Source organism: Gordonia zhaorongruii (assembly GCF_007559005.1).
GTDB classification, from domain to species: Bacteria; Actinomycetota; Actinomycetes; order Mycobacteriales; family Mycobacteriaceae; genus Gordonia; species Gordonia zhaorongruii.
Map to the genome: position 1 here is coordinate 1,206,593 of NZ_CP041763.1, position 16,447 is coordinate 1,223,039.

At 66.9% G+C, this 16,447-nt stretch carries 17 protein-coding genes and 2 tRNA genes; 11 read left to right on the top strand and 8 right to left on the bottom strand.

Going from position 1 to position 16,447, the window contains the following annotated elements; genetic code table 11:
• Window positions 1-20 precede the first annotated feature (20 nt).
• Window positions 21-503 carry an acyl-CoA thioesterase gene (locus FO044_RS05465; RefSeq protein WP_132993718.1) on the top strand — a complete coding sequence of 161 codons (483 nt, stop codon included), beginning with the start codon at window positions 21-23 and terminating at the stop codon, window positions 501-503.
• On the top strand, window positions 500-1,210 hold the full coding sequence (locus tag FO044_RS05470; protein WP_235831495.1) for a DUF8185 domain-containing protein: 711 nt from the start codon (window positions 500-502) through the stop codon (window positions 1,208-1,210). Before FO044_RS05465 ends, FO044_RS05470 begins: the two co-directional genes overlap by 4 nt.
• Before the next feature lie 21 nt (window positions 1,211-1,231).
• Here FO044_RS05470 and FO044_RS05475 read toward each other — a convergent pair whose 3' ends face one another.
• Together FO044_RS05475 and FO044_RS05480 are read right to left on the bottom strand one after the other, a co-directional pair.
• Window positions 1,232-2,857, bottom strand: coding sequence for a glycoside hydrolase family 13 protein (locus tag FO044_RS05475; protein WP_143965392.1), 1,626 nt, complete (start codon window positions 2,855-2,857; stop codon window positions 1,232-1,234).
• Window positions 2,858-2,879: 22 nt separating this feature from the next.
• Window positions 2,880-3,272, bottom strand: coding sequence for a globin (locus tag FO044_RS05480; protein ID WP_132993716.1), 393 nt, complete (start codon window positions 3,270-3,272; stop codon window positions 2,880-2,882).
• Window positions 3,273-3,428: 156 nt separating this feature from the next.
• Between FO044_RS05480 and ctaJ the strand changes: the two genes are divergently transcribed.
• Together ctaJ and FO044_RS05490 are read left to right on the top strand one after the other, a co-directional pair.
• Entirely contained in the window at window positions 3,429-3,677 is a 249-nt protein-coding gene (gene ctaJ, locus FO044_RS05485) for an aa3-type cytochrome oxidase subunit CtaJ (RefSeq protein ID WP_132993715.1), read from the top strand.
• The gene (locus FO044_RS05490) at window positions 3,664-4,131 is read left to right on the top strand and encodes a DUF5130 family protein (RefSeq protein WP_143965393.1); all 468 of its coding nucleotides are present in this window, start codon (window positions 3,664-3,666) and stop codon (window positions 4,129-4,131) included. Before ctaJ ends, FO044_RS05490 begins: the two co-directional genes overlap by 14 nt.
• A 15-nt stretch (window positions 4,132-4,146) precedes the next feature.
• Here FO044_RS05490 and fadD1 read toward each other — a convergent pair whose 3' ends face one another.
• The 3 genes from fadD1 to FO044_RS05505 are packed head-to-tail and all read right to left on the bottom strand — an operon-like array spanning window position 4,147 to window position 8,915.
• The gene (fadD1, locus tag FO044_RS05495; RefSeq protein WP_143965394.1) at window positions 4,147-5,748 is read right to left on the bottom strand and encodes a fatty-acid--CoA ligase FadD1; all 1,602 of its coding nucleotides are present in this window, start codon (window positions 5,746-5,748) and stop codon (window positions 4,147-4,149) included.
• A gap of 21 nt (window positions 5,749-5,769) precedes the next feature.
• The gene (gene pepN / locus FO044_RS05500; protein WP_143965395.1) at window positions 5,770-8,355 is read right to left on the bottom strand and encodes an aminopeptidase N; all 2,586 of its coding nucleotides are present in this window, start codon (window positions 8,353-8,355) and stop codon (window positions 5,770-5,772) included.
• Window positions 8,356-8,411: 56 nt separating this feature from the next.
• Entirely contained in the window at window positions 8,412-8,915 is a 504-nt protein-coding gene (locus FO044_RS05505) for a hypothetical protein (RefSeq protein WP_132993711.1), read from the bottom strand.
• Between the two features lie 76 nt (window positions 8,916-8,991).
• On the opposite strand from FO044_RS05505, the gene FO044_RS05510 reads away from it, so the two are divergent.
• The gene (locus FO044_RS05510) at window positions 8,992-9,600 is read left to right on the top strand and encodes a mycothiol-dependent nitroreductase Rv2466c family protein (RefSeq protein WP_143965396.1); all 609 of its coding nucleotides are present in this window, start codon (window positions 8,992-8,994) and stop codon (window positions 9,598-9,600) included.
• On the opposite strand, the gene FO044_RS05515 is transcribed toward FO044_RS05510, so the two are convergent.
• A complete protein-coding gene (locus FO044_RS05515; protein ID WP_244945790.1) occupies window positions 9,597-10,610 on the bottom strand; it encodes a M48 family metallopeptidase in 1,014 nt (337 codons plus the stop codon). The genes FO044_RS05510 and FO044_RS05515 overlap by 4 nt on opposite strands.
• Window positions 10,611-10,633: 23 nt before the next feature.
• On the opposite strand from FO044_RS05515, the gene FO044_RS05520 reads away from it, so the two are divergent.
• The 3 genes from FO044_RS05520 to FO044_RS05530 all read left to right on the top strand — a co-directional run bounded on the left by FO044_RS05520 (window position 10,634) and on the right by FO044_RS05530 (window position 12,900).
• On the top strand, window positions 10,634-11,113 hold the full coding sequence (locus tag FO044_RS05520; RefSeq protein WP_143965398.1) for a ribose-5-phosphate isomerase: 480 nt from the start codon (window positions 10,634-10,636) through the stop codon (window positions 11,111-11,113).
• 14 nt (window positions 11,114-11,127) lie between these two features.
• Window positions 11,128-11,922: an Fpg/Nei family DNA glycosylase gene (locus FO044_RS05525; protein WP_132993707.1), complete on the top strand. Its 795-nt coding sequence runs from the start codon at window positions 11,128-11,130 to the stop codon at window positions 11,920-11,922.
• A 63-nt stretch (window positions 11,923-11,985) separates the two neighbouring features.
• Window positions 11,986-12,900, top strand: a complete 915-nt coding sequence (locus tag FO044_RS05530) for a PE-PPE domain-containing protein (RefSeq protein WP_143965399.1) — start codon at window positions 11,986-11,988, stop codon at window positions 12,898-12,900.
• A 92-nt stretch (window positions 12,901-12,992) separates the two neighbouring features.
• Here FO044_RS05530 and FO044_RS05535 read toward each other — a convergent pair whose 3' ends face one another.
• Entirely contained in the window at window positions 12,993-13,703 is a 711-nt protein-coding gene (locus FO044_RS05535; protein ID WP_132993705.1) for a L,D-transpeptidase, read from the bottom strand.
• A 190-nt stretch (window positions 13,704-13,893) separates the two neighbouring features.
• Window positions 13,894-13,964: transfer RNA gene (locus FO044_RS05540), tRNA-Gly, on the bottom strand.
• A 134-nt stretch (window positions 13,965-14,098) separates the two neighbouring features.
• Here FO044_RS05540 and FO044_RS05545 point away from each other — a divergent pair.
• From FO044_RS05545 to FO044_RS05555, 3 genes are all read left to right on the top strand, one after another.
• Window positions 14,099-14,172 (top strand) — tRNA-Pro (locus FO044_RS05545).
• Between the two features lie 41 nt (window positions 14,173-14,213).
• Window positions 14,214-15,584: a trigger factor gene (tig, locus tag FO044_RS05550; protein ID WP_186290592.1), complete on the top strand. Its 1,371-nt coding sequence runs from the start codon at window positions 14,214-14,216 to the stop codon at window positions 15,582-15,584.
• Window positions 15,585-15,846: 262 nt separating this feature from the next.
• A complete protein-coding gene (locus FO044_RS05555) occupies window positions 15,847-16,425 on the top strand; it encodes an ATP-dependent Clp protease proteolytic subunit (protein ID WP_132993704.1) in 579 nt (192 codons plus the stop codon).
• Window positions 16,426-16,447: the final 22 nt, after the last annotated feature.

Genomic DNA, 16,447 nt, shown 5'->3' on the forward strand with positions numbered 1-16,447 from the left:
CGATCAGGGAGGTTGCGGGAGTGACTGAGGATCAGGCAGCAGGAACTGCGACTCGGCGGCTATGGGACGACGACGGGCACCGCACCGATGCCGGGTACGTGGTGTCGGTGCCGGTCCGTTGGTCCGACATGGACGTGTTCCAGCACATCAACCACGCGCGCATGGTGACCCTCCTGGAAGAGGCGCGGATCCCGTGGCTGTTCTACGAGGACAAGCCGACCACCCTGATGCGCGCCGGCTGCCTCGTCGCCGATCTGCACGTGAAGTACCAGGGGCAGATCCGGCACGACGAGTCGCCGATCGCGGTGACCATGTTCGTCGAACGGCTCCGGGCCGTTGATTTCACCGTCGGCTACGAGGTGCGTCCGCACGGCGCCGCGCCCGACTCCAAGCCCGCCGTGGTCGCGAGCACCCAGCTCGTCTCGTTCGATGTCGACACCCAACGCCCGCGCCGCATGACGGCGGAGGAGAAGGCGTACCTTTCGGGATTCGTGCGCGAGTGACCGGCCCGTTCCCGGCGATCGTCCGCGGCATCACTCCGTACCGCGACTCCGATCGCGCCGATATCGCAGCCTTCGTCTCGCGAGCCCAGCGAGTCGACGACTCGGGTGTGCTCCGCGCGCACGAACGCGATGACGCCCGAGTCGGGCTGTGGATCAGAACCGGATTCGACGTTCTCGCCACGCGATCGGTGTTCGGCACGGTATCGCCGAACGACGTGATCTGCGACGTCTCAGCGATGGCCGGATCCGTTCGGGCCGGCGATGAGACGGTCGGCGTCGGCTTCGCGCTCCCGGGTGCCTGGCAGGGCGCACTACCCGGGGCGACGGGCTTCGCGCACGTGGACGACGTACCCGCCCGCGACGTCGTCGAACTGGCGAGGCGCGGTGCCGGAGTGGCCAGGGACGAGTCCGGAGCGCTCGGGCCCGCGTCGTCGCTGCTCGATCAGAATGTGCTCACCGTGCGAGCCGGCGGAGCCGAAGACGCCGCGGAACCGATCCAGATCAGCATGCGCGCAGTCTTCGCGCTGACCTCGATGGGCTTCGTGCGAGACGCACGCGGACACGAGATCACCGCCGAATCGCCGATCGCGGCGATCGATCCGGACGAGCCGGTCCGGGTCCGCGCGTCGGGGGCGTGGGCCCGACTCGACGCGCGATTCGGATCGGTGTATCAGCGCCGTTCGGTGCTGAACCTGAACGTCGGCTGATGCGAGAGAATCAGGCGCGGGTCAGATGAGCCACGCCGCCGCGTTGGGCGGCAGCTGACCTGACTCCAACGGTGTGCTGACGAGCAGCACCTCTCCGGGCGGGAGCGGGACGGGTTCGGTCGAGGCGTTGAGCGCGCAGACCAGCCCGCCCGGGCGCCGGAATGCGATGCAGCCCTCCGGCGCGCCGTACCACTCGACCGTGTCGCCGCCGAATTCCGGACGGGCATAACGGAGTTCGATCGCCTGGCGGTACAAGGAGAGGGTCGAGAAGATGTCCTCGAGTTGTGCTTCGACGGTGATCGTCGCCCAATCCGCCGGGATCGGCAGCCACGTCTCGGAACTGGAACTGAATCCGAACGGCGGCTCGGAACCTTCCCACGGGATCGGCACCCGGCATTCGTCCCGGCCTCGATCGGTGTGGCCTGAGCTCTCCCACACCGGATCGACCAGGGAGTCGTCGGGCAGGTTCGCGTTCGGCAGCCCGAGCTCCGCGCCGTTGTAGATGAAGACCGTTCCGGGGAGCGCCAATTCGACCAGGGCCATCGCCCGGGCGCGCTGGGCTCCGACGGCGAGTGCCTGGCCGGGAGTGAGGCCGAACTCCTCGGCGGCGGGCGCGTAGCGGCTCACCTCTCGGTGCACGTCGTGATTCGAGAGCGTCCACGTGGGCACAGCGCCCACCGCCGACGTCGCCTCCATCGAGGACGTGATCGCGGAGCGGACCTCGTCGGCGTCGAATGCGGCGGAGGCCAATGCGAAATTGAACCCGAGATGCAGCTCGTCGGAGCGCACGTACTTCGCGAACGCCTCGGGCGACGACACCCACACCTCGCCGACGTTCGCGGTCCCCGGGTACTCGTCGGAGACCGCCCGGATGGCGCGATGGATCTCGTGCACGCCGTCTCGGTTGAATCGGGGATCGTCGTCTGTGTGCGTGAGGACCGTGGCGGGCTCCTCGAGATCGGGGAGGCCCTCGGGCTTCGCCATGCCGTGCGCTACGTCGATCCGGAACCCGTCGACGCCGCGATCGAGCCAGAACCGCATGGTCTTCTGCAGGTCCTCGAGAACCTCGGGGGTCTCCCAGTTGAGATCGGGCTGCTGCGGGGCGAACAGGTGGAGGTACCACTGAGCCGGTTCGTCATCAGTCGCCGGAACGCGCGTCCACGCCGGGCCGCCGAACACGCTCGTCCAGTTGTTGGGCGGTTCGTCGCCGTTCTCGCCGCGGCCGTCCTGGAAGATGTACCGTGCCCGCTCCGGGCTACCCGGCTCGGCGGCCAGGGCCTGCGTGAACCATTCGTGCTCGTCGCTGGTGTGATTGGGGACCAGATCCATCGTGACGCGGATGTCCCGGTCGTGAGCCTCCGCGATGAGGCGATCGAAGGTCTCCAGATCACCGAAGATCGGGTCGATGTCACGCGGGTCGGAGACGTCGTAACCGTGGTCGGCCATCGGGGAGCGCGTGACAGGTGACAGCCAGATGGCATCCACACCGAGGAGTTCGAGGTAGCCGAGTTTGTCCACGACTCCGGCGAGGTCGCCGATCCCGTCGCCGTTCAGGTCCGAGAACGAGCGCGGATAGACCTGGTAGACGACTGCGGAACGCCACCATTCGCCGCCTTGATCCGGATTCGTCACGTTCTGTTCGCTCACGGTCGCGATTCTCCCATATCGTTCAGGCCGGACTGTTGACCAGCGCGTTAGCTGCCATGTTCAGGTAGTCGGTCAGTTCACGGCGATGCTCATCGTCGAGGACGTCCGATTCGATCGAGCCGACTGCGATGTGCATGCACCGGAGCCACGCGTCGCGCTCGAGTGGTCCGACGTGGTACGGCACGTGACGCATCCGCAGACGGGGATGTCCCCGTTCGTCCGAGTACGTGTGCGGCCCGCCCCAGTACTGCTCGAGGAACATGCGCAGCCGCCGCTCAGCGGGGCCGAGATCCTCCTCGGGATACATCGGTTGCAGAATCTCGTCGGCGGCGACTTCCTCGTAGAACCGAGCGGTGATCCGCCGGAAGGTCTCGTGGCCGCCTACCTCGTCGTAGAAAGTGCTCACAGGTCCCATTGTCCACGACTCCCTACGACACTGTGCCTTCGACCGTCTACGACACCGTGTAGGCCCTCCGCAGACACCGGGTGCGCGGTGCGATAAATTGGGCGCAGATGATCTGCACACGGCAGGTCGCGCACGTTGCTCCAGCGTGAGTCGAAAGGGTGGGATGTGGACCAGCTTCTTGTCCCCGTCGGAATGACAGTCGTCGTGCTGTGCGTCCTCGCAGTGCTGCTCTGTGTCGTCTCGATGGCATTCTCGTGGGGCGTCAAGCGTCCCGAGGTTCAGAAGTACACGCTGGATCAGCGGTGGGACCACGGTCCCGCGCTTTTCTCGGCGACAGATATCGAGCCGATGAAGCTCGCCCGGCACTTCGAGTCCGGACACACCGACGGAGGATCCGCAAGTGGCAAGTGGTGACATCAAGCAGGTAGACGCGTCGTCCCTGCCCCTGGGCGCGGTGGTCACGACCAGTGGCCGCGTGTCCGCTGCGACGTTCCCGGGTGAGGGGTTCGGCACGCCGCCGTTCTCCCGCGACGAGCTGATCCTGCTCGACGACACGCTCCAGGAAGCCAGCGAGGTCGCTGAGGTCCGGTTCTCGGCGTACGTGGGCGACCTCGGAACGGACGTCGTCGAGGGCGCGCGCGGCCTCCTCGCCCAGGCCCCCGAGCCGATCAATGGTGCGCTCATCGCGGTCTCGCCCAACTCGCGCGACGTGGTAGTCGTGTCCGGATCGGGAGTCGCAGGCCGCGTCAACGACCGAGTGGCCGAGCTCGGCGTGTCGGCCGCACTCTCATCGATCAGGCAGAACGATCTGATCGACGGCCTCGTGTCGGCGCTGCGCGTGATGGCGACCGCCGTCGCTCGTCCCTGACGCTTGACACCGGATCTACCGAGCGCTCATGTGAGTCACGTACTCGCGTGAGCGCTCGGCTCGTTCCCACAGGATGTCATCGCCCACTGACAAGCCGTCCGAAACCAGCGACCGCTTGAGGATTTTGTTGGTGGCCGTCGACGGGAGCTCGCGCGCCACCCGCACGTAGCGCGGCCACGCCTTCGGCGACAGATCGTCCTGCGCCGCGAGGAACTCGGCGAAGCCGGCGGGTGTCAGCGTGACATCGTCCCGCAGCACGAGAGCGGCCATCACCTGATCGCCGACCGTGTCCGGATCCGTCATCGCGTACACGGCGACCCGGCTGATTGCGTCGAAGCGCATGAGGATCCGCTCGATCGGTGCAGCCGTCAGATTCTCGCCGTCCACCCGGAGCCAATCGGATGTGCGGCCCGCGAGATAGATGTTCCCGTCCGCGTCGGCGTATGCCAGATCGCCCGACCAGTACATCCCGCCTCGCATGCGCTCGGCATTCGCGCCCGGGTCGTTGTAGTAGCCGGTGAAGAAGCCCGCACCGGTCGTGTTGACCAGTTCGCCTATCGCCTCCTCCGGATTGACGATGACCCCGTGCTCGTCGAATCGGGCGCTGGGACACGGGGTTCGCGTCTCGGAATCGTAGACGGCCACGCCTTCGAATCCCTTTCCGATGGAGCCCGGGGGAGTGGTCTCGTCCCGACTGACGATCACGGCGTTCTCGGTGGATCCGAAGGCGTCGAGGACGTGCACTCCGAAACGGCGGGAGAACTCGCCGATGTCGCGTTCGGACGCCTCGTTCCCGAACGCGATGCGCAGCGGGTTGTCGGCGTCGTCCGCTCGCGGCGGGGTTGCCAGGACGTACGCCAGCGGCTTGCCGACGTAGTTCAGATACGTGACTCCGAACCTGCGCAGATCATCGACGAATCCGGACGCGGAGAAGTGCGCGGGCACCATGGTCGCGCCTGCGCACAGCGCAGGTCCGAAGCCGCCCGCGATGGCGTTGGAGTGGAACAGAGGCATCGACAGGTAGCAGACGTCGTCCGTCGTCAGGCCGAACTTCTCCACCAGGTTCGCGCCCGCGAAGAACACCATCAGGTGCGAGACCAGCACGGCCTTGGGGTCACCGCTGGTGCCGGAGGTGAAGATCATCATGAACGGATCTGCGGCCTCCACCGTCCGCACGGGGACCAGGTCGCCCGCAGCGTCCAGTTCGGCGGCCCACGCCGGACCGTCCACCTCGATCACCGAGACACCGGGGAGATCCAGCCCGTCGATCAGCGCGCGATGACCGGAGTCGACCAGGAGGATCTGAGCATCGGTCCGGAGCACATCGCCGGCCAGTGCTGCGCCGCGACGCGTGTCGTTGACGCCGCACAGCACGTACCCGCCTGCGGCCGCGGCGGCGAGCGCGACCAGCATCTCCGGCGTATTGCCCAGCAGGGCTGCGACGTGGGGCGGCGCACCGGCGTCCAGCCGGCTGATGATCGCTGCGCCGTGACTGCGGGCACGCCCCACGTACTCCCGCCAGTCCCACTCACGAATTCGGCCGGCGTCGCTGAACCGTACTGCGACGCCGGCCGAATCGCTGCGTTCAACGATCAGTTCCTGCAGATTGCGTGCCATGCGCGCATTTTGGCACAGGTGTCAGTCGGCGGAGGCCGCATCGAACGAACGGGCCGCGATGGCGCGCGCAGCCGAGTCGCGGCCTTCCACGATGAGACGCCGCAGCGCCGCCGGCAGCTCGCCGGCCAGCAGATCGTCGGCCTCGGCGAGCGCGTCGTCGCTGAGGTCCCAGCTCGGGTAGAGACCGACCACGACGGTCTGGGCGACCTCGCTCGTGCGGCGCGACCAGAGATCGGACACCTCCGCGAAGTAGCGCTTCGTGTACGGCTTCAGCAGCTCGGACTGCCCGGGACTCGTGATTCCCTGAACGATCGACCGCACAGTCACGTTGGCGACCGAGTCGTCGTCGAACGCTGTCGTCCAGGCGTTCTCCTTGGCCTCGCGGTCGGGCTTCGCGGCACGCGCAGCCGCAGCGTGACGGGCGCCCGCTGCGGTGTTGTCGCGCTCGCTCTCCGCGGCGATCTCCTTCTCGCCGATCGCATCGCGCGCGGCGAGCGCTCGCACGGCACGCCAGCGCAGTTCGGCATCGACCACGAGTCCGGGCAGACCCTGTGGCGCCGGATCCCCGCCGTCGATCAAGGACGCGACGACGGGCACCTCGGCATCGCCGAGTACTCCGGCGAGGAGGGTGTTCACGAACGCGAGCTGATGATCGGACCCGGCCTCGGCGGCCCGCGCCAACTCGAGCAGGCGGGCCGAGAACGCGGGCCATCCGGTCGATTCCGCCCACTCGGGTTCCGCGTACGCCTCGAGGGCGGTGGTCGCCTGCATCAGCACGCGCTGCACCACGCCGACCTCGCTCTCCGTGGCGATGCCACGGCCCACCAGTTCGGCGAAGACACGTGCGGGCATCTCGGCCTGACGCGTCATCTCCCATGCTGCGGACCAGACCAGAGTGCGCGGCATCGGATCGGCGATGTCGGCGATCCGCGTTGTCGCCGTGACGAGGGAATCGGGGTCCAGACGGACCGTCGCGTACGTCAGATCGTCGTCGTTGAGCAGGATCAGGTCCCCGCGGTGCTTGCCGACGAGGCCGGGGACCTCGGTGCGCTCGCCTTCGATGTCGAGCTCCACCGATTCGGTCCGGACCAGCGCGCCGTCGTCATCGGAGCCGTAGACGCCGACCTTCATGCGGTGCACGCGGGTCTCTCCCGCGCCCGGTGCCGCGCCGTCCTGCAGGACGGCGAACGACGTGATGATCCCGTCATCGTCCACCTCGAGATCGGGTCGGAGGACGTTGATGCCGGTCGTCTTGAGCCACTGGCGGCCCCAGTCCGACAGATCCCGTCCCGACGCCACCTCCAGTGCGCCGAGCAGGTCGGCGAACGAGGCGTTGCCGAAGCGGTGCGCGGCGAAGTAATCGCGCAGACCCGCGAGGAACGGATCGAGGCCCACATACGCGACGAGTTGCTTGAGAACCGATGCGCCCTTGGCGTACGTGATGCCGTCGAAGTTGACCTCGACCGCCGCGATATCCGGGATGTCGGCTGCGATCGGGTGCGTCGACGGGAGCTGGTCCTGGCGGTAGGCCCACGACTTCTCGACGTTCGCGAACGTCGTCCAGGCGTTGGTGTACTCGGTGGCCTCGACCTGCGAGAGGACCGATGCGAAGGTTGCGAACGACTCGTTGAGCCACAGGTCGTCCCACCAGGTCATGGTGACCAGGTCGCCGAACCACATGTGCGCCATCTCGTGCAGGATCGTCTCGGCGCGGCGCTCGTACAGGTACCTGGTGACGCGGGAGCGGAACACGTAGTCCTCGAGGAAGGTGACGGCGCCGGCGTTCTCCATCGCGCCTGCGTTGAACTCGGGGACGAACAATTGGTCGTACTTGCCGAAGGCGTACGGGATCCCGAACACGCGGTGGTAGAAGCCGAACCCCTGCTTGGTCTCGGTGAACAGTCGCTCCGCGTCCATGAACTCGGCGAGCGAGGCGCGACAGAAGAGACCGAGGGGGATGGTGCCGTGCGCGTCGGTGTACTCGTCGGTCCACTTGGCGTACGGGCCTGCGATCAGCGCGACGAGGTAGGTGCTCATCGGCTCGGTGGTCGCGAAGCGGTGCACGGATGCGCCGGATCCGGTCTTCTCCGGGTCGTCTCGGAGTGCGCCGTTCGCGATGACCTCCCAGTCGGCGGGCGCGGTCACCGTGGTCGAGTACGTGGCCTTGAGGTCGGGCTGATCGAAGCAGGCGAACATGCGCTTGGCGTCCGCGGTCTCGAACTGGGAGTACAGGTACACGGCGCCGTCCGCCGGGTCGACGAATCGGTGCAGGCCCTCGCCGGTGTTCGAGTAGGCGCACTCGGCGATGACGGTGAGTTCGTTCTCGGCCGCGAGGCCGGTCAACTCGATCCCGGTGGATTCGTCGTAGCCGCTCACATCGACGTCCGCGCCGTTCAGCGTCGCCGAGACGACGCGCGGTGCGATGAGGTCGATGAACGTCGTCGCGCCGCCGCTCGCCCGGAACCGGACGGTGGTGCGGGATGCGAACCGATCGATGCCGGGGGCCCCGGAACCGTCGGTCAGGTCGAGGTCGAGGATGTACTCGTCGACCTCGAGGATGGCTGCGCGCTGCTGCGCCTGGTCACGTGTCAGATTCGGTGCGCTCACCTGTCCCACTGTAGTGATGGGCGAGTGCGAGCAGTGATGGGCGAGTGCGAGCGCCGTCAGCGAACCGTGAAGACTCCGAAGCCCGGCAGCGACGGCTGACCGGCGTTCGGGTAGACGGCGGAGCCGGCGAGTCTGACTGTGACGGCGATCCGGCCCGGCCCGGTGTGGATCTCCCTCGAGGCGGGTACCGGGCTCCGGAAGTTCTTGCACAGCCGAATCCGGACGTCGCCCGACTTGCCGTCCGAGAGATTGGCCAGGTGGATGTCGAGGAGTGCGCCGGCCGCGCTCGAACTGCACGTGTAGGCGGTTCCCGGGGCGGACAGGATCACGTCACCCGGCTTCGCACCGTTCCGCGCGTGCACGCCCTGCGCGAGTGGACCGGGAACCACCAGACCGCTCCATTGCACCCCGATGGACGGGAACTGGTAGACCGTGATCGGCCGCGCCGCGACCGCGTGCGGAGTCGCCTCGGCGGATGGGGCAGTGCCGACTGTCGTCCCGATGAGAGCGGCCCCGGTGACGGCCGCAGCCGTCACGATATTCTTCCTGGTCGTGCGCATTCATCCTCCCCAGGTCGTGCGCAGACCCCCGACACGCTGGACGATACCCGGGGCGGAAGGGTGGTTCAATGGCCTCATGGCTGAGTTGAATCGCGTTGACTTCTGGTTCGATCCGTTCTGCCCGTGGTGCTGGATCACCTCGCGCTGGATCCTCGAGGCGTCGCAGGTGCGCACTCTCGATGTGAACTTCCACATCATGAGCCTCGCCGTGCTCAACGAGGGCAAGGACATCCCCGCCGATTACCGCGAGATGCTCAAGGATGCGTGGGGGCCGGTCCGCGTGCTCGCCGCGGCCGCCGCGCGTCACGGCGACGACGTGCTCGCGCCGCTGTACACCGCGATGGGCACGCAGCTGCACGACAACGGGAACCGCGATGTTCCGTCGATGGTCGCGACCGCACTGCAGGAGGCCGGCCTGGAAGCCGACCTCGCGGATGCCGTCGCGTCGGACGAGTTCGACGAGGCGATCCGAACCAGTCACCACGAGGGCATGGACAAGGTCGGCGATGACGTCGGGACCCCGACCATCCACGTGAACGGCGTGGCGTTCTTCGGCCCGGTTCTGTCCCGTATTCCGCGTGGTGAGGAAGCGGGTCGGGTGTGGGACGGCGTCGTCGCTCTCGCGTCGTACCAGCACTTCTTCGAGCTCAAGCGGAGCCGCGACGAGGATCCGCAGTTCGACTAGTACGTTCCGGTCTCCGACAACCCGTTCGGCAGCGATCCGGGTGCGACCTGGGCGGGCGGCAGCGGAGCGGGCACGTGCGTCACATTGCCGCTGCCGGTACCGCGGACGAACCACCGCGGACGGAAGAGGATCGCTCCGCTGCGCGTGCGGTCGCGCAGAGCGGCAGCTCGCCAGGTGAGCACGGGGTGTGATGAGAGGGCGTTCACGAGCGTGATGAAGAATCCTCGCTCGTGCACGGCCCGATCGGCGAACTGGTCGAAGTCGATGGCGCTGAGCAGGTACTTTCCGGAAGCCAGCAGACCGATCATCGGAGCTGCCCCGTCCGGCCGCGAATAATAGCCGTAATTGTCCGCGGTGTACTCCTGGGCGCGGGAGAGCGTTGCGCCCAGGATCGGGATGTTCATGAGAAGGCTGGAGAACAACTGCCGCCAGTACGAGGTATGCCCTGCGGCGATATGCCCTACCTCGTGGCCGATCACGAACTCGAGGGCCTCCGGACTGCGAGCCCGCCCGCCGACCTCGAACATGTCCGAGTAGACGACGACGAAGCGTCGGAATCCGTGACCGGACGCGAAGGCGTTGATCTGCCCGTTGCCCGCCATCACGAAGGCGTCGGGCACGTACTCCATGCCGTAACGGGCCGATGCCTCGACGACCATCGCGAACGCGTCCGGGAACTGCGTCGGCGTCACCTGCACCGCGTTCGCACGGATACTCGCGTATCCCGCACCTCGGCCGATGAAGATCAGGATCGGGAGGGCGAGCGGAAGCAGAAGCCAATCGGTGAGGGCGCCGAACGCGATCAGTGCGATCACCACGATGTAGACACCGAGGGACAGCAGAATCGCCACCACCAGCGTGGGGATCTCCCACGGGTGTCTGCGCGGTGAGCTCGCATAGACAGCGGGCGGCAGCCATCGGGTGTTCGGGCCCGGTGGGTTGTCGGGAGACGTCTCGATCTGGCGATCGTCGACGCCGGGTACTGAGGGGATGGGCGCGTGGGTATCCACACCACCAATCTATAGTGGGCGTCATGCGCATTTACCTCGGTGCCGACCATGCCGGATTCGAACGCAAGAACGAGATCGCCGATCACCTGCGGTCGAACGGTCACGATGTCGTCGATTGCGGAGCCCACGAGTACGACGCCGTGGACGATTACCCGGCGTTCTGCATCGCGGCCGCCGAGCGTGTCGTCGCCGATCCGGGGAGCCTGGGAATCGTCCTGGGTGGCAGCGGAAACGGTGAGCAGATCGCGGCGAACAAGGTGAAGGGCGCACGGTGCGCACTCGCCTGGAGCGCCGAGACCGCACAGCTCGCACGCCAGCACAACAACGCACAGCTGATCGGCCTCGGCGGACGCATGCACAGCAGCGAGGAAGCGCTCGCCATCGTCGACGCCTTCGTCGCCACCGAGTGGTCGGACGAGGCGCGCCACCAGCGTCGCATTGACATTCTGGCCGAGTACGAGGCGACCGGCGTCGCGCCGGAACTTCCCGCGCAGCCGCGCTGACCTGACCGGGCACCGTGCCCGAGGGACACACGCTGCACCGGCTCGCACGCCGGCAGCAACGGCACTTCGGCGGACGATCGGTCCGCATCAGCAGCCCGCAGGGCCGGTTCACGGACGAGGCACGTCGGCTCGACGGCCTCGTGTTCCGTCGGGCCGAGGCATGGGGCAAGCACCTCGTCCACCAGTACTCGGACGGCTCGATCGTTCACATCCACCTCGGGATCTACGGCGCGTTCAGCGAGGAGCCGAGCCCGATGGGCGCACCGACCGGTCAGGTGCGGATGCGCATCGAGGGTCAGCAGATCGGCACGGACCTTCGCGGTCCCAACGCCTGCGAACTCTTCACCCCGGCCGACCTCGAGGCGCTGATCGCGCGTCTCGGACCCGATCCGCTGCGCCGTGACGCCGAACCCGCGGACGCATGGCGGGCGATCTCCCGGTCGCGTCGCGCCATCGGAGCCCTTCTCATGGACCAGAAGGTGATAGCGGGTGTCGGCAACGTGTATCGCGCCGAGGTCCTGTTCCGTGCGGGAATCGACCCGTTCCGGCCGGGGACCTCGATCAGCCGGGTGGAATTCGACGAGTTCTGGGCCGACCTCCTTCACCTGATGCCGATCGGGGTGCGGCGCGGCCGCATGCATGTGGTGCGTCCGGAGGACGATCACGGCGCTCCGGCCTACGCACCGGACCGGCCGCGCACATACGTGTACCGGCGTGCGGGGGAGCCGTGCAGACAGTGCGGTACCGCGATCGCCCACGCCGAGATGGCGGCCCGGAACCTGTTCTGGTGCCCTGCCTGTCAGACCTGATTCTCAGGGACCGCTCAGCAGGGGCACGGCGCTGCTGTCAGTATCGGGGCGCATGGTGGAGGCATGGAGACCGCACCCGAACCGATCACGGTTCTCGCCGTAGGCGGCACCGGTGAGTCCTATCCGGGCGACGCCCGCACTCATGTCACCGGAATGCTGGCCGCGGTGACCGACCGGCTCGACGACCGGTTCGCCGCTCGCTGGGTCGGGTACCCGGCCAGCTACGGCCCGACGGCCGGACGGCACGGGCTGGCCTACGTGGACAGCGTGGCGTTCGGCGTCGGCCGACTCGCCTCGGCGATCAGGGAGACAGACGGCCCCGTCATGCTCATCGGCTACTCGCAGGGTGCCGCGGTGATCCGGACTCTGCTCTCGCACCCGTCCGCGGCCCGGCTAGTCGATCAGGTGGCGAGTGTCGGATTCGTCGCCGACCCGAATCAGCCGCCCGGTGTGATCGACGGATGCCTGGGCTGGGGAGTGGCAGGCCCCGGGGCCCCGCTTCCCGGAGACGTCCCAGCCTGCTGGGTCGGTGCGGCGGACGACATGATCTGCAATGCCACCGAGGACTCGCTGATACGCGACATCGCCGACCTGACGGACTCGTTGTCCGTGTCGCACGTCCGTCGCTGGATGAGCGCCATGCGCGGGGCCGTACTCTCCGACCGCATGCAGAACGCGGCTCGCACGAGTGTGTCGCCGAGCCAGTGGCGACGGGATCTTCACCGTCTGGGCAATGCGGCGCGCGAGTTGCGGGGCTATCTGCCACCGCAGATCCGGATCGGCAGTCGGCCGATCCTCAACCGTGGCGGTGGCCGCCACGTGTCGTACGCCGAGGAGCCCTACCGGCACGCACCTCTCACCGACCCGGACACCACCGGGTGCGAGTACCTCGCCGAGTGGATGCAGGTGCAGGTCACCATGGGGGAGCGGTTGGAGTCGCACAATTCCGGAGAACGCCGGCTGCAGCCCGCGAGTTGAACCTACCGACGGGACCGGGCCCCTACCGACATGAAGTCGGAAGGGGCCCGGTCGTACGCTGAGGCGTTTCAGCGTTGTCTCCGCGTCGGCGGTTATGTTCCGTTGTACTGGCCGCCGCTGGTGCCGCGGACCACGATCGGAGTGCCGCGTCCGACGTTGTCGTAGATCCACTTGCCGTTCGCAGTGCTCACGTTGATGCAGCCGTGGCTGGCGTTCGAGGAGCCCTGCTGTGCGACCGACCAGGGAGCGGCGTGGATGAAGATGCCGTCCCAGGACATGCGGGTCGCGTACTCGACGTAGGTGCGGTAACCCTCAGGGGAGTCGATCGGCACGCCGTACGTGGACGAGTCCATGTACATGTCGCGGTACTTCTCCTTGGTGTGGTACACGCCGTTGGAGGTCGGGTGCTTGTCGGTGCCCATGGAGATCGGCATCTTCTTGATGAAGTCGCCGTTCTTCCACCAGTAGATCTGGTGCTCACCGTCGACCGCGAGCGCCACGTATCCGGTTTCGGACTTCACGTTCGGCATCGCCGGTGCGGCCGGCTTCTCCGGAGTGGTGCTCTTGGGCTTGGGCTTCGGCTTGGGCTTCGGCGTAGGAGTCTTCTTCTCCTGCTGCGGAGGCGTGGGGATCGGAAGATTCGGCGCCTTGGGGAGCTCCGGAACCTCGACCGGCGGCATACCCGGAATGATGGTGACGGGTGCCGCATCCGCTACAGCGGGAACACCGACGCTCAGGGTCGCCGCGCTCAGCGCGATGGCGGCCACGCGCGCAGCGCGGCCTGCAGTCTTGTTCTTGAACACGTCGTTTTCTACCTTCGTTCGTCCGTAACGACACGCCACCCCCGTGGACGCTCGCTCGCCATCGTTACACAACTGTTGCAACTGTGCCAATCCGAAACGCACGGAAAGTCGTATGGTGCCGGGTTCGCGGCGGTCTCGGCCGCAAAAAGCAGTGAGGCCGGAGAGTGGGAACACTCTCCGGCCGCTGCCGAGCGGGTGACGGGAATCGAACCCGCGTAGCTAGTTTGGAAGACTAGGGCTCTACCATTGAGCTACACCCGCGTTGCACTTCGTCGTGCGATGCGGAACATTACCGCAGTGGTTCACCAATGATCAAAACCGGTGCCGGGTTCGTGTCCTGTGGGGCGCGGGCCGTACTATGTGGGATCGGCTGTGCCCGCGTCTGGGCACGACCCCGGGATGTGGCGCAGCTTGGTAGCGCATCCGCTTTGGGAGCGGAGGGTCGCAGGTTCAAATCCTGTCATCCCGACGGATTATGACTCGTACGTAGATATAAGGAGCAATCAAGCCGTGAAGAGCATCGTCGAGCAGCTGAGCCCGACCCGAGTCAAGCTGAATGTCGAGGTCCCGTTCGAGGAACTCTCCGGTGACTTCGACCGGGCTTACCAGTCCCTCGCCCAGCAGATCCGGATTCCCGGATTCCGTCCGGGCAAGGCTCCGGCCAAGCTGATCGAGGCGCGCGTCGGACGTCAGGCGATTCTGGAGCAGGTCGTCAACGACGCCCTTCCCGCCAAGTACTCGGAGGCTGTCTCCGAAGGCGACATCAAGGCGATCAGCCAGCCGGAGATCGATGTGGACGAACTGGTCTACGGCGAGCCGGTCAAGTTCACCGCAGAGGTGGACGTTCGTCCCGAGATCAGCCTTCCCGATTACTCGACCCTGTCGGTCGAGGTCGACCCGATCGAGGTCGCGGACGCAGATGTCGAGACGGAACTCGAGCAGCTGCGCGCGCGCTTCGGCACCCTCGCGGGTGTCGAGCGGGGAGCGACCACCGGTGACTTCGTCTCGATCGACCTGGTCGCCACCGTCGACGGCAAGACCGTCGACGAAGCGACCACCGAGGGACTCTCGCACGAGGTCGGCAGCGGCGACCTGGTCGACGGACTCGAGGATGCGATCGAGGGACTCAAGGCCGGTGAGAAGGCCGACTTCTCCACCACGCTGGTCGCGGGCGAGTTCGCCGGCGAGGAAGCTGCGGTCACGGTCACCGTCAACTCGGTGAAGGAGCGCGAGCTTCCCGAGGTCGACGACGAGTTCGCTCAGCTCGCCAGCGAGTTCGACACCGTCGAGGAGCTGCGCGCGAGCCTTCGCGACCAGGTCTCGGAATCGAAGAAGTACGAGCAGGCGGGCGCCATCCGCGACGCGGTCCTCGAGGAGCTTCTGGAGACTGTCGAGTTCCCGCTGCCGGAGAAGACCATCGACGACGAGGTCGAGGCGGTCCAGCACCAGCTGGTTCACGCTCTCGGTCACGACGACGAGCAGGTCGGCAAGTTCCTCGAGGCGCAGGGCAAGTCGCGCGAGGAGTGGGACGCCGAGAGCCGCACCGAGGCCGAGAAGTCGGTCCGCACGCAGCTGCTGCTCGACGCGGTGGCCGACGCCGAGGGCACCGAGGTCGATCAGGACGAGCTGACCCAGCAGATCCTGATGCAGTCGCAGCGTTACGGTGTGGCACCGCAGGAGTTCATCCAGCAGCTGCAGAACGCCAACCAGATCGGCGCGCTGTACGCCGATGTGCGCCGTAACAAGTCGCTCGCGAACATCATCGGTCAGGTGAAGGTCGTCGACGCCAACGGCGACGTCATCGACACCGACGCCTTCTTCGGCGGTGCCGAGGCCGACGCTGAAGATGCCGACGAGAAGGCCGCCGACGCCGACGAGTGATGCATCCGCCCGTACGGGCACACCGCGCCAGCCGGGACGGATACCTCCGTCCCGGCTGGCGCTTTCTGCAAGGACGAACCGTCGCATCGTTCCGCTGTGAGCGAATAAGGGGTGTCACCGGAACAAATAGGGGCCCCCGAGTGATTAACCTCGGTAGCAACACCGAACACCCTCGGGTGGGGGACGCCTTCACCTTCATGAGTGGGACGGTCATCATTTCGACAGATTGGGACAACCAGTGAGCAATCTCCACACACCCTCGATGAGCTCGGGCGTCGCCGGCCTGAACCTGACCGATTCGGTCTTCGAACGGCTTCTGCGTGAGCGGATCATCTTCCTGGGCACTCAGGTCGACGACGAGATCGCCAACCGTCTGTGCGCGCAGATCCTCCTACTCGCCGCAGAGGATCCGGACAAGGACATCAACCTCTACATCAACTCGCCGGGTGGCAGCGTCACCTCCGGTATGGCGATCTTCGACACCATGAAGCTCGCGCCCTGCGACGTCGCGACGTACGCGATGGGCATGGCGGCCTCGATGGGGCAGTTCCTTCTCGCAGCGGGAACCAAGGGCAAGCGCCACGCGCTGCCGCACGCGCGCATCATGATGCACCAGCCGTCTGCGGGCATCGGCGGCACCGCCGCCGACATCGCCATTCAGGCGGAGCAGTTCGCGGCCACCAAGCGCGAGATGAACCGGCTCAACGCCGAATTCACCGGTCAGCCCCTCGAGACGATCGAAGCCGACGCCGATCGCGACAACTGGTTCACGGCCGAGGAGGCCAAGGCGTACGGCTTCGTCGACCACGTCGTGACCACCGCTGCTCGTCCGGGCGCCTGATCGACGCTCGCATCAACCGTCC

Excerpts from the sequence above, each read along its gene's own strand:
- FO044_RS05480 (WP_132993716.1), bottom strand. The coding sequence starts at position 3,272 with ATGGGACCTGTGAGCACTTTCTACGACGAGGTAGGCGGCCACGAGACC.
- fadD1 (WP_143965394.1), bottom strand. The coding sequence starts at position 5,748 with ATGGCACGCAATCTGCAGGAACTGATCGTTGAACGCAGCGATTCGGCC.
- FO044_RS05505 (WP_132993711.1), bottom strand. The coding sequence starts at position 8,915 with ATGCGCACGACCAGGAAGAATATCGTGACGGCTGCGGCCGTCACCGGG.
- FO044_RS05510 (WP_143965396.1), top strand. The coding sequence starts at position 8,992 with ATGGCTGAGTTGAATCGCGTTGACTTCTGGTTCGATCCGTTCTGCCCG.
- FO044_RS05520 (WP_143965398.1), top strand. The coding sequence starts at position 10,634 with ATGCGCATTTACCTCGGTGCCGACCATGCCGGATTCGAACGCAAGAAC.
- FO044_RS05530 (WP_143965399.1), top strand. The coding sequence starts at position 11,986 with ATGGAGACCGCACCCGAACCGATCACGGTTCTCGCCGTAGGCGGCACC.
- FO044_RS05555 (WP_132993704.1), top strand. The coding sequence starts at position 15,847 with ATGAGCTCGGGCGTCGCCGGCCTGAACCTGACCGATTCGGTCTTCGAA.